The organism is Cryobacterium sp. GrIS_2_6 (genome assembly GCF_035984545.1).
Classification (GTDB): domain Bacteria; phylum Actinomycetota; class Actinomycetes; order Actinomycetales; family Microbacteriaceae; genus Cryobacterium.
On record NZ_JAXCHP010000001.1, the window covers coordinates 92025 to 104165 of the forward strand.

General features: G+C 70.1%; 11 protein-coding genes. 7 read left to right on the forward strand and 4 right to left on the reverse strand.

Annotated features, from left to right (window positions below; translation table 11 throughout):
- Nucleotides 1-115: 115 nt before the first annotated feature.
- Both RCH22_RS00485 and pnuC read left to right on the forward strand, forming a co-directional pair.
- Nucleotides 116-778 carry a PadR family transcriptional regulator gene (locus RCH22_RS00485; RefSeq protein ID WP_327012370.1) on the forward strand — a complete coding sequence of 221 codons (663 nt, stop codon included), beginning with the start codon at nucleotides 116-118 and terminating at the stop codon, nucleotides 776-778.
- Nucleotides 775-1455 (forward strand): nicotinamide riboside transporter PnuC, encoded by a 681-nt coding sequence (gene pnuC, locus RCH22_RS00490; protein WP_327012371.1) that lies wholly within the window; start codon nucleotides 775-777, stop codon nucleotides 1453-1455. The genes RCH22_RS00485 and pnuC overlap by 4 nt, the downstream gene beginning before the upstream one ends.
- A 116-nt stretch (nucleotides 1456-1571) precedes the next feature.
- On the opposite strand, the gene RCH22_RS00495 is transcribed toward pnuC, so the two are convergent.
- Both RCH22_RS00495 and RCH22_RS00500 read right to left on the reverse strand, forming a co-directional pair.
- Entirely contained in the window at nucleotides 1572-2642 is a 1071-nt protein-coding gene (locus tag RCH22_RS00495; protein ID WP_327012372.1) for a hypothetical protein, read from the reverse strand.
- Between the two features lie 65 nt (nucleotides 2643-2707).
- Nucleotides 2708-3649 (reverse strand): hypothetical protein, encoded by a 942-nt coding sequence (locus RCH22_RS00500; protein WP_327012373.1) that lies wholly within the window; start codon nucleotides 3647-3649, stop codon nucleotides 2708-2710.
- 98 nt (nucleotides 3650-3747) lie between these two features.
- On the opposite strand from RCH22_RS00500, the gene RCH22_RS00505 reads away from it, so the two are divergent.
- The 3 genes from RCH22_RS00505 (at nucleotide 3748) to RCH22_RS00515 (ending at nucleotide 8545) form a co-directional block, all read left to right on the forward strand.
- Nucleotides 3748-5919 (forward strand): DUF255 domain-containing protein, encoded by a 2172-nt coding sequence (locus tag RCH22_RS00505; RefSeq protein ID WP_327012374.1) that lies wholly within the window; start codon nucleotides 3748-3750, stop codon nucleotides 5917-5919.
- Nucleotides 5920-5968: 49 nt separating this feature from the next.
- A complete protein-coding gene (locus RCH22_RS00510) occupies nucleotides 5969-6397 on the forward strand; it encodes a DUF1761 domain-containing protein (protein WP_327012375.1) in 429 nt (142 codons plus the stop codon).
- A gap of 303 nt (nucleotides 6398-6700) precedes the next feature.
- Nucleotides 6701-8545 (forward strand): stealth family protein, encoded by a 1845-nt coding sequence (locus RCH22_RS00515; RefSeq protein WP_327012376.1) that lies wholly within the window; start codon nucleotides 6701-6703, stop codon nucleotides 8543-8545.
- On the opposite strand, the gene RCH22_RS00520 is transcribed toward RCH22_RS00515, so the two are convergent.
- Entirely contained in the window at nucleotides 8542-9480 is a 939-nt protein-coding gene (locus RCH22_RS00520) for a phosphodiesterase (protein WP_327012377.1), read from the reverse strand. The two genes, RCH22_RS00515 and RCH22_RS00520, sit on opposite strands and share 4 nt — an antisense overlap.
- A gap of 231 nt (nucleotides 9481-9711) precedes the next feature.
- Here RCH22_RS00520 and RCH22_RS00525 point away from each other — a divergent pair, with 231 nt between their 5' ends.
- Nucleotides 9712-10629 (forward strand): NADP-dependent oxidoreductase, encoded by a 918-nt coding sequence (locus tag RCH22_RS00525; protein ID WP_327012378.1) that lies wholly within the window; start codon nucleotides 9712-9714, stop codon nucleotides 10627-10629.
- 10 nt (nucleotides 10630-10639) lie between these two features.
- Here the strand turns inward: RCH22_RS00525 and RCH22_RS00530 are convergent, their stop codons facing one another.
- Entirely contained in the window at nucleotides 10640-10876 is a 237-nt protein-coding gene (locus RCH22_RS00530) for a hypothetical protein (RefSeq protein ID WP_327012379.1), read from the reverse strand.
- Between the two features lie 283 nt (nucleotides 10877-11159).
- Between RCH22_RS00530 and RCH22_RS00535 the strand changes: the two genes are divergently transcribed.
- Nucleotides 11160-12068 (forward strand): phosphatase PAP2 family protein, encoded by a 909-nt coding sequence (locus RCH22_RS00535; RefSeq protein ID WP_327012380.1) that lies wholly within the window; start codon nucleotides 11160-11162, stop codon nucleotides 12066-12068.
- Nucleotides 12069-12141 lie beyond the last annotated feature (73 nt).

Here is a 12141-nt window from a genome sequence, read left to right on the forward strand (position 1 = left end):
GACTCCTTCGTCCGGACATCATGCACCTGGCATCACATCGATATGTCAATGGAGGGCAACAATACCTATGTCGATAGTGAAACCACAAGACCCTTTCAGGGACCAGAATCAAACCATGAGCCTGCGCTACGCCCTCCTCGCGCTCCTGACGGCGCAGCCCATGACGGGCTACGACCTCGCCAAGTCCCTCCACAGCTCGGTCGGGCACGTCTGGAGCGCCCCGGACTCGCAGATCTACCCGGAACTGCGCCGGATGGAAACCGGGGGACTGATCGAGGCGACGGCAGTTGCCCGGAGTACCCAGGCGACCCAGGCGACGAAGCGGGTCTACCACATCACCTCGCTAGGTGAGCAGGCGTTCCGTGCGTGGATGGCCGAACCGGTCGAGTACTCGCGGGAGCGAGACCCGGCGCACCTGCGTGCGGCGTACTTCGAGTGGGCCGACCCGGACTCGGTCCGGGAGCAGCTCCGGGCGCATGTGCGGCACTGGGCCGGGTTGCGCGAGCAGTGGCAGGGCCAGTTCGCCGCGATCCGGGACCGTACGCATCCGATCTTCGTCCAGAGACTGTTGATCAGCCCGGAGTCCGAGCAGCCGCGCATCGCGGCGTACAAGCTCTTCGCCTACGAGGGGCTCATCGCCAGGGCCGAGCAGGAAATCGGGTGGGCCGAGCGTGGGCTGCGCCTGGCCGACGAGCTTGAGCCGAAGCCGCCCGAAGGCGTTCGCGGTAAGTTGGGAGACGGCGGAGGGACCAGCCCCGGCGAGGAAGTTGACCTGTGAATCCGATTGAGTGGCTGTTCGACGCGCAACTTCAGATCGGCACTCAGACCATCCTCTGGCGCGAGGTGATTGGCAACGCGTTCGGGATACTGAGCGCAGTCGGTGGAATGCGCCGCAAGGTCTGGGCGTGGCCGGTCGGCATGGCGGGCAATGCGCTGTTGTTCACGGTGTTCCTCGGCGCCGTCTTCGGCACCCCCAACCCGGTGAACCTGCTCGGCCAGGCCGGCCGACAGGTGATGTTCATCATCGTGTCGATCTACGGGTGGATCCAGTGGTCGCGGAGCCGCAACTCCACCGTTCGCGCCGCGGTCGTGCCGCACTGGGCGGGCAACCGCACCCGCATCCTGCTCGGCCTCGGCATGGTCGCCGGGACCCTCGTGCTCACCCCGATCTTCCGTGCCCTCGGCTCCTTCGAGCCGGTCTGGGCGGATGCCTGGATCTTCACCGGCTCCCTGCTCGCGACCTACGGCATGGCCAAGGGCTGGACGGAGTTCTGGCTGATCTGGGTCGCGGTCGACATCGTCGGCGTGCCGCTCCTGGTCAGCGCCGGGTACTACGCCTCGGCGATCCTGTACGTGTTCTACGGGGCGTTCACGATCACGGGCTTCTTCATCTGGATGCGGGTGCAACGCCGCCGCAGGGACTTCGTCGAGAAGGAACTCACGGGCACGGTGTGACCCGCCCGCTTGACGAGCCTCGCCGCGGCCGACCACGGTCGAGTGTCGCCGGTTCCGCCCAGACGACCCGGTGTACGGGCGATCCTCGGCGGGTGTGGCGACACTCGGCGCCCGGGCTACCCGTCAGCGCTAGGGTGCGGGCCGCTCGATGAGCTCATTCCGTCTGCGGTCCAATCGACGCTGACGTCGATCAGCTGGTCGTAGGTGTCCGAAACGGTGAGGGGGCCTGCCGTCCCGAGCGAGCCCATGACCGTGGCGTTGAGGTGTAGCCCGCTCCCGGCGAGTTCGTCGAGCGTGGTGCACGCGCTCGTGCCGGTGAGGTCGGCGTTGCGGAGGATCAGGCAGTATTGGTCGTCACGGAGCCGTGCCGCGAAGACGCTGTACGGCAGTCCCGTTTCGAGGACCGGTCCGAAAAGGCTGTGCACCGAGGTGTACTCGCCGCCAAGGGCGGGCGTGGTGTCGTCGGGCACGAATTCGGGCTGGTCGAAGACCCCGAGCAGGTTTCCGGCGGATGCGGCGGGCCCGGCCGTCTCGGAGGCTCCGGCCGTCGGGGTAGCGCCGCCAGAGGCATCCGTTGCGCCGGCCAGACCGCTCGCCTGCAGAACGAGCAGGGCGAGCACCCCGACCGCGGCGCCGGCCAGCACCAGCGCGCCTGCCCGCAGTCCGCGCAGGCGCCGCGGCGCTGCCGAGGCCTCTGGCCCATGGCCCGCCGCGGTTCCCACGGCTGCATCCGCTCCTCCCGCCGCGAGAGTACGAAAAGTGCCCGTATCGGGGTCAGATAAGGGCACTTTTCGTACTCTCGCGGGAAGGAACGGTCCGGTTTTGGCGAGCGCGCCGGCCTCGAGGGCGGGGTACTGGCCGAGGAGTGCGTCGAGGTCGGCGGTGTCGCGGCCGAGCGCCAGCTGCAGGGCCGCGAGACGCTGCTCGTCCTCGGAAGCCGACTCGGGCGAGCGGGCACGGGAGTACACCGCCGCCTGCAACTCCGGGAGTTCGGCAGCGGGGTCCGGCCGGCCGGCCGGCGTATCCGTGAGCGGATGCGCCCGCCACCAGAGGGCATCGAGCACGTCGTGGCGACCCGCGTAGGCGCCCCGCAGGACTTCCTGGAGTGCGGCATCCGCCTGGGCAGCCTCGCGCAGCCGCCCGGCCCGCCGGTGCTGCTCGGACTCTGCGCTGATCTCGAATACCATTCCGGCCCCCCGACGGTTGTGACACTCACCCTAGCGAGTGCGCCGCCGGGAACAGGTGCTGCCGGTCAGGAAGTGGGGTGCGGGGCGGTCTCGCTCGACACGACGCCGTCGGTACTGACCCTGATCGTGACGTCCGCGAGGGCGCCCGCCGGTTCGAGAGAGTCCTTGCCGAGGGTGAAGGGATTGACCGGCACCGTTGCCGTGAGTGTCAGGCCGCGGCGGGCGAGTTCGGCGAGGCCGACGCACGCGCTCGCGCCCTGCTGGCCCTGGCTGCGCAGGATGACGCAATAGAGATCGTCGCCCCGGCGCGCGACGTACACGAAGGAGCTGGTCTCGCGTTCGACGAACATCGCGTGGATCGAATCCCGCCGGAACTCGGGACCGAGGTCGATCGTGGTCTGGTCGGGGATCGGGGGCTGGTCAAAGAGCGCCAGCAGCCCTGGCGAAGCGGATGCCGCCTGCTCGGCGGCCAGGCCGCTCGCCGGGCCACCGTGGGGCAGCATGGCCGAGGCCGTGGCGACGGCGATCCCGCCGACGAGGAACCCGGCCGCGACGAGGAGCACGCTGCGCCGCCGGGTCGGGTTTCGGAATGCGCGGGCGGGTGGTGCGGTCGCGTCGGCGTCGGATGTGCCCGCAGCTCCGAGGGGGCGAGTGCCACGGGAGTGGACGGTATCGGGGGAGTCCGCGCCGTCGGGGAACAGCGCCAGCACCGCGTCGAGGTCGGTCGCGTCCTGACGCAGCTGGGCGGTGAGGTCGTGGAGCCGCCGCTCGCTCTCGGCGAGGGAGCCGTCCGGGCCCGGGCGCGCGTACACCGCGGCCTGCAACCGGGGCAGTTCGCGGGCGGGATCCGGTCGCCCACCCGGGGTGCCGGTGAGTGGGTGCGCCCGCCACCAGAGTGCGTCGAGCACGTCGTGCCGGCCCCGGTAGGCGGCGCGGAGGTCGGAGGCGAGGGCAGCATCCGCTGAGGCCGCGGCGTGCAGCCGCAGCGTGACAGACTCCGTTGTCATCCCGCGGCTCCCATCGGTCGAGGTGTGTCCACTGTAACCAGTCGGGCGCGGCGTCACTGGTTCGATTCACCGTTGCGGTGTCGGGGCACAATGGGACCATGCCGAATCGTCTTGCCGATGCGATCAGCCCGTACTTGCGCTCCCACGCCGACAACCCGGTCGACTGGCACGGCTGGGGCAGCGAGGCCTTCGCCGAGGCCCGGGCGCGCGACCTGCCGCTGCTCGTGTCGATCGGATACTCGACGTGCCACTGGTGCCACGTGATGGCGCGCGAGAGTTTCAGCGACCCCGACCTCGCCGCCTACCTCAACGCGCACTTTGTGAGCATCAAGGTCGACCGGGAGGAGCATCCCGAGGTCGACGCGGCCTATCTCGCCGCAGCAAGCGCGTTCGTCGACGGCCTCGGTTGGCCGCTCAACGTCTTCGTGACCCCTGAGGGACGTGCCTTCTACGCGGGCACGTACTTCCCGCCGGTCGCCGTTCCCGGCCGACCGGCGTTCCGGCAGGTGCTCGAAGCCGTCACGGATGCCTGGACCGACCGCCGCACCGAGGTCACCGAGACCGGCGCTCTCGTCGCCGACGCGCTCGCCGCTGCCGCCAGGCAGCAGGAGCTCGCCGATGCCGCCGTCGCCGATGCAGCTTTCGATGGTGTCAACGATGATGGTGTCGACGGCAGCGGTGTCGAGGGAGCCGGCCCGCGGACCCTGCTGCCGCAGGGCAGCGTGCTTGACGGCATCGTCGAGGGCCTCGCCGTGACAGAGGACACCCGGTACGGCGGTTTCGGCGGTGCGCCGAAATTCCCCGTCGCCCCCGCCCTCGGGTTCCTGCTCGACCGCCCGTCGGGCCGCAGCCTCGCCCTCCGCACCCTCAAACGGATGGGCGCCTCCCCGCTGCGGGACCCCGTGGAGAGCGGATTCTTCCGCTACGCCGTCAACCGGGACTGGAGTGAGCCCCACTTCGAGCGGATGCTCTACGACAACGCCCAGCTCCTGGACCTCTACACCCAGGCCTGGAAACTGACCGGGGAACAGTGGGCGCGTACGGTCGCCGAGGGCGTCGGCGGGTTCCTCCTCTCCGTGATGCAGCTGCCAGACGGCGGTTTCGCGAGTGCCCAGGATTCCGAGAGCACCGTCGCCGGACGCCGCGTCGAGGGTGGCTACTACGCCCTCGACATCGACGCCCGGCGCACCCAGCCCCGCCCCGCCCTCGACGAGAAGGTGCTCACCGGCTGGAACGGTCTCGCGATCGCCGCGCTCGCCCGCGCCGGTTTCGCGTTCGGTGATTCGCGCTACACCGATGCCGCGGCTCGCGCCGCCGACTACCTGCTGTCCCGGCATCTCACCGTGCCACCCGCCGGTGACACGCCGGTGCTCGTACGCGCCTCCATCGCCGGCCGCACCTCGACGGCGCGGGCTACCCTGGAGGATTTCGGGATGTTCGCACGGGGACTCCTCGAACTGGCACTCGTGACGGGTGAGGAACGCTACGCGTCCGCGGCGCGCCTCCTGGTGGACAGCACGCTAGCGGCGACCACCGACACTGCGACTGCGACCGACGCGGCGATGACCGACACGGCCGCCGCACGGTTCCGGGTCCCGGGCGGCTCCGATCCCGTGCTGGTCGGCCAGGGACTTGCCCTCGAGGTCGACCCCTCCGAGGGCGCATACCCGTCCGGGCGCTCGGCCGCCGCGGGTGCCGCTCAGCTGCTGTACCTGATGACCGGGTCGGAGAAGTACCGGGACGCGGCCGTCACGGCGGTCGTCCCGTTCCTCGCCCGTGCCGCGGAACGCCCGCTCGCCTTCGGTGCCGTCCTGCAGCTCTGCTCCGCACTGATCGCGCCCGTGGAACAGCTCGTGCTCGTCGCGCCAGACGCCCGGCGCGCTTCGGCGGAACCCGAAGGTCACGCCGACGTCGACGCCGACCTCGACGTCGACCTCGACCTCGACCACGACGTCGACGAGCCGGGGGAACCCGACTTCTCGGCCGCGCCCACCTTCTTCGACGTGCCCGCTGCCGTGAGCGTGACGGCACTCGTCGACAGCGCCAGGCAACGGGCGACCGGAGTCATCGCATCCGTCACGGCGGCCCAGTCACGGACACTCGCCTCCGCCGGGTTCGACCTCTTCGCCGGCCGGGTGCCGCTCCGCGACCGGCCGACGGCGTACCTCTGCCGCGACTTCGTCTGCCGGGTGCCGGTGACCCACGCTGCGGAGCTAACGATCCGGGAGACATCCGGGGATATCTCTCCCGACGGGCCCGCGTCGCCCTAACATCGAGGCATTCCCTCCGCCACCGGCGGAATCAGCGAGAGGATCCCTCATGGTTCCCGAAATCAACATCTGGGCGGTACTGCTCGCCACAGCGTCGAGCATGGCAGTCGGGTCGGTCTGGTATTCGCGCCGGGTCTTCGGCGGGTACTGGATGCGCACGGTCGGCCATGACGAGGAGAGCATGCGCGGCAACGCGGTCGCTCCCATCGTGATCACCGCCCTTGTCAGCTTCGTGACCGCCTGGGTGCTCGCGGGTGCCATCGCCATCACGCAGAACTTCTACGGCGGCAGCTTCCTCGCCAACGCGCTGCTGACCGCACTGATCCTCTGGGCCGGCTTCACCGCCGCCCGGATGGTCACCCACGACGTCTTCGACCGGCGCCCCGCCGGACTCACCGTGCTCAACCTCGCCCACGAGCTCGTCACCCTCGAGGTGATGGCCCTCATCATCGGCCTGATCGGCATCAACGCCCTCTGAACCCGCGCCGGGACTCGTGCCGGACGTGCGCCGGACGTGCTCGCGCGCCACCTGCGCCGCTTCGCGTCAGGCATGCCGGGCGCGAAGCGGCGCACCGGGCGCGCAGGGTCGTGCGGCGGTACCCGACGGTGTCATCCGGGCACGTCGCCGGGCAACGTAGACTGGGAGGAACGCTACCGCTTGCTGTCGGCTGCCGGCTCCCGGCTCAGACCGGGTCGCGGCCGCCGGCACGTACCGGATGCACTCTCTCCGGCAACAAGCGGTTGCTCCGTTGATGAGTGTTCCCATTTCCCGAGGAGGACCATGGTTACCGTCGATCGTTCAGCCGCAGAGCCGTCGGTCGTCCCGGTGAGCCCGGCCGGCCCGGCCAGCACCACCAGCTCCGCCGGCACCGCCAACCCGGCCAACCCCGTCGTCCCCGTGCTCTTGCTGAGCACGGAACCCGAACTTGTGCTGCTGTCCCCTGACGCCCGCACCCGCCGCTTCGACCGCGACGACGTCGTCGTGCGCAAGGGCGAAATCGCCCTCATCAACGGCCACTTCACCCCGCACGAGTCCATGGTCAGGGACCTCCTCGCCGTCGCGCACGCCCTCGACGCCGCCGGCATCGACTTCCTGCTCGTCCGCGGCGACCACGACCGCCCGGTCCTCGCCGTCGACCGCAAGCGCCGCAAGCACATCACCCGCGCGCTCGCCGAGGCGTTCTCCAACGACCCCTTTTACGCCAAGCCCCTCGACGGGCACCTCACCCAGCCCCTCCTGCTCGCCGACGGCGCCCTCACCACCCTGCGCAAGTCATCCGTCTTCCGGGTCTACCGCCCGCGCATCGAACCGATCGGCCGCCTCCGGTACGGCGCCGAGACCGCGTTCCAGTTCGAACTCTGGTTCTTCGGCGAAGACGAAATCGTCGCCCCGGTCGAGAACTCCCTGATGCGCAAGCGGATGCCGCGTGGCGAGGCACGCGAGACCACCATCACCCTGTACGGGCGCACCTGGCGCACCCTGCAGCACATGTTCGACGATCTCGCGAGCGACGTGAGCTTCGACATCGACATGGTCTTCTCCTGGGTCGACGGCTCCTCGAGCGACTTCCAGCGCGAACGCGCCAAGCGGATGAAGGCATACGTCGTCGGCAGCGGCGACGAGTCCGACGCCCGGTTCCGGCAGATCGACGAGCTCAAGTACGCCCTCCGCAGCGTCTACATGTTCGCACCCTGGGTGCGTCGCATCTTCATCGCGACGGACTCGCCGGCGCCCGAGTGGCTCGCCGAGCACCCGCGCGTCACGATCATGAACAGCGAGGACTTCTTCCCCGATCCGAGCGTGCTGCCGACCCACAACTCGCACGCCGTGGAGAGCCAGCTGCACCACATCCCCGGGCTCGCCGAACACTTCCTGTATTCCAACGACGACATGTTCTTCGGCCGCCCGGTCGGCCCGGAGTTGTTCTTCTCGCCGGGCGGCGTCACGAAGTTCATCGAGGCATCCACCCGGATCGGCCTCGGCGAGAACGACCCGAGCCGCAGCGGGTTCGAGAACGCCGCCCGGGTCAACCGGGCGCTGCTCCGCGAGCGCTTCGGCAAGGTCACGACTCGGCACCTCGAGCACACGGCGGTGCCGATGCGGAAGAGCGTCCTGTTCGAGCTCGAGGCGGAGTTCCCCGAGGACTTCGCACGCACCGCGGCGAGCCAGTTCCGCTCGGCGACCGACATCTCCGTGACGAACTCGCTCTACCACTACTACGCTCTGACGACCGGGCGCGCGGTCGAGCAGACCCAGGCCAGGTCGCTGTATATCGAGACGACGCTCAAGCTCGCGCTGCGCCAGATGAACAAGCTCCGCAAGCGCCGCGACCAGGACATGTTCTGCCTCAACGACGGCAGCTTCCCCGAGATCTCGGACGAGGTGCGCCGCGCGGCCGTGACCGACTTCCTCGAACAGTACTTCCCGATCGTCGCGCCGTGGGAGCGCGAGGCGCAGGCCGCCGGGAGCGGCACGGCTGCCGCTTCGGACAGCGTCTCCCCGGGTGCTGAGTTCGCCCGGTTCGGCCGAGAGGGGCAGGCGCACCGGCGCATCTCGGCGGAATCGGGCGAGCTCGCCGGCGCGGCGGTCGCGATCGCGCTCGGCCAGGCGCCGCGGCCCGCTTAGCGCAGAACCGGGATCGGCGTGGTCATCGGCGGCTCGCGGAGCGCCGGAAGGGTGCCCGCGTCCATGATCGTGATGCCCGACGCGGCGAGGCGGCGGGCGCTCTCCTCCGGGTCGATGTAGTCGAGGGGGGCGTAGCTGCCGAGCGGCACGACCGAGTGCAGCACGGTGTCGGGGTAGATGTGCACGAGGTTGAACGCGCGGGCGCCGTCGCGACCGCGGGTGCCGCCGGCGGGAACATTGAGGTCCTGCGTGTAGCAGGTGGCCGAGGCCACCGACACCGGGATGCCGGCGAACATCGCGGTCGAGGAATAGTGCAGGTGACCGGCGATGATGCTGCGGACATCCGTGCCGCGGAGCACCTTGGCCAGGCGGGCCTGCCCGCGGAGCTCGACGGAGACGGCGAGGTCGAGCACGCTCGGAACGGGCGGGTGGTGCATCGCGAGAATGGTGCCGTCGGGAGCGGGAACGTCGAGCTCCTCGGTGAGCCAGGCGAGCTGGGCGTCGGTGACCGTGCCGAAGTGCTCGTGGGGCACCGAGGTGTCGAGCGTGATGATGCGGAGGCCGCCGATGTAGTCGACGCGGTCGATCGGTGCTGTCGACGAGGGCTGGCCGAGGAGTTCCGCGCGGAAGGCCGAGCGGTCGTCGTGGTTGCCCATCACCCAGATCACGCGGGCGCCGAGGCGGGCGGCGGCCGGCTCGACGATGCTGCGGACGAGGGCATAGGCATCCGGTTCACCCTTGTCGGCCAGGTCGCCGGTGATGATGACGGCGTCGGGACGACCAGAGGATGCCTCGACCTCGGCGAAGAGTTCGACGAGGTGCCGGGCGCTGTCCACCTGGTCGTAGAGCCTGCCGCCATCGGCCAAAACATGGGTGTCGCTGAGGTGGAGCAGGAAATAGTCCGGCCTGGGGTATTCGGCCGTTCGCAGGTTCAAATGAACTTTCCATTCGTCGGGACTGTGTGCACTCATCGTTGAGTCGACTGACTCTACTCCGAATATTCGACCAGCCGACCTTGAACGGCCGGTGTATTCCAGACGAACATGCCTGCGGACCAGGAGAAGAGCCGGCGGGGCCCGGCCGTTCGCGGGCAGCGAAAGCCCGTCGGCGAGCGCCGCCGCATCCGAGGGGTGCCGCGGCTTGCGCGCCCTGAATAGGCTGGGCGCATGGCTCGTTTCGTGCGCTTCTCCGAATTCGGCGGCCCGGAAGTCCTGCGGGTGATCACCGGCGATCCGCCTGCCTCCGGCCGCGGCCAGGTGCGGGTGCGGGTGCATGCCGCGGGGCTCAATCCCGTGGACTGGAAGATCCTCCGCGGCGGTCCGGCCGCCGGCGCGTACAGTGTCGTCCTGCCGAGCGGCAACGGGAATGATTTCTCCGGCGTCATCGACGAACTCGGTGCCGGCGTGACCAGCTGGGCCGTCGGTGACGCCGTGCTCGGCGGCTCGCGCATGTTCGCCCAGGCCGACTGGCTCGTCGTCGAGGCATCCGCGGTCATCCGCAAACCGGATGCGCTCGGTTTCGTCCCTGCCGGGGCCCTCGATATCGCGGGCCGCACCGCGACGGCTTCGGTGCGCTCGCTGGCGCTGACCCGAGACGACACTGTGCTCGTGAGCGCAGCCGCCGGGGGAGTCGGCGTCCTCGCTGTGCAGCTCGCCGTGCGCACCGGCGCGACCGTCGTCGGAACCGCGAGCCCGGCGAACCACGACTTTCTCCGCAGTCTCGGCGTCATCCCCGTGGCATACGGCCCCGGCCTCGCCGACCGGGTGCGCGCGCTCGTGCCCCGGGTGACGGCTGCGCTCGACAACAGCGGTCCCGCCACGATCGACGCCGCCCTCGAACTCGGTGTCCCAGGCGGCCGCATCAATACGATCGCGGCGCGCGGCCACCGGGCGGATGCCGGCATCACCGGCGTCGGAGGGCAGGCGGCCCGCCCTGGCGACCTGGCCGCCCTCGCCAACCGGGTCGCGAGCGGAGACGTGGTGCTGCCGATCGACCGGGCATTTCCGCTCGAGGAGGTCGCGGACGCCTACCGCTACCTGATGGGAGGGCACGTGCGCGGCAAGGTCGTGCTCGCCCTGGTCTGAGCCCGGCGGATCAGGGGTGGGTCAGCCCCTCGGCGGTGCCCGGGAGGGTGGGTCGGGTCACGGTGTCCTGCTCGTAGGGTTCGCTGGGTTCCGCCTGGGCGCTCGCGTCCCGGCGGCGCTCCTCTTCAAAGTCGCCCTCGAGTCCGCTGAAGCCCTCGGCACCGGCCGGCTGGGTGCCCCGCGACGTGGTCCCGCATGCGGGATGGTCTTTGTCGGCGACGTGCCGACCGTGGTGTGCAGCAAACATGCCAGTCACGGTACGCCGCGTCCCCGCCGAGTCAAGGGCTAGCGTGCGGCGGGCCCCTGTGCAGCGGTGGTTCGCGGGCGGCACCGCACGGTGTACCTTCAACATCACAGCAGTTGAATTCTGCTGAGAAGGACCTCGGCGGCGTTCGGCCCCGGGGTCCTTTGCTTTGTCCCGGTGTCGCCCTGTTTCGTTGCATGCGACGTCCTGTTCGCCGTCCGATCCGGCGTTTCTCCGGCCTCACCCACGGTCTGTCCAGCCAGTCGTGCGAAGCTGGACTGTGCGCTTGCTCTCGACAACAGGATTCCTGCGATATCTCGGCGGCGCGATTGTCGCGTCGGCCGTCTTCGTTGCGCTGTACCTCTTTTTTGTGCGGACCCTGCACGGCCAGACGATGGACCAGCTCGCCTACGACGGCTCGATCTTCGGCCGTCGCAGTGTCACGGTCGTCACCCAGCAGGTGCTCGACCAGGTTCCGACCGTCTCGGTCGTGGCCGGCGCCGTCATCACCGGGATCATCACGGCCGTGCGCCGCGATCTCCGCACGCTCGTCGTCGCCGTCGTCGTCGCCCTGGGGGCCGTCGTCACGACCCAGGTCCTCAAGGACATCCTGCTCACCCGTCCCGATCTCGGGGTCGACGGTTACGCCGGTAACTCGTTCCCGTCCGGGCATACGACGGTCGCCGCGGCATCCGCTCTTGCCGTGTTCCTCGTCTCGAGCCCGCGGACCCGCTGGCTCGCCGCACTGCTCGGCTCGGCGTTCGCGGCCGTCGCGGGAGTCTCGACGCTCGCGAATGGCTGGCACCGCCCGAGCGACGTCATCGCCGGGTTCCTGGTCGTCGCGGTCTGGGGCTGCGCGGGCGGCATCGCGCTCCGGGTGTGGGGCGCATCGCCCCGCCGCCCGCGACCGCGCAGGCCGGCACGCCGGTTCGCGGCGGGGAACGCCGACCCGGACGCGGAGACCGGTCCGATGGCCCCGACCCGCGGGACGCCCGCGATCGGGTACCGCACCCAGCTCTGGTTCGTCGTGCCGTTCTGCCTGGTCGCGTCCGCGGCGTTCCTCGTGACGTTCTTCGGCGCGTCGGGCCCGAACAGCGAGGCTGTCATCGCCTACGTCGGCGGGGTCGCGGCGATCTGCGCCGCCGGATCCCTCGTCGCGTTAGTCGCAACCCACCTCTTCGACCGCCTGCCCTGACCGTCGGCCGTCGGCATCCGTCGCCGGGCACCTCCACCGAGCGGATGCCGTCCTCCCGTCGTCCCCTCGTCTC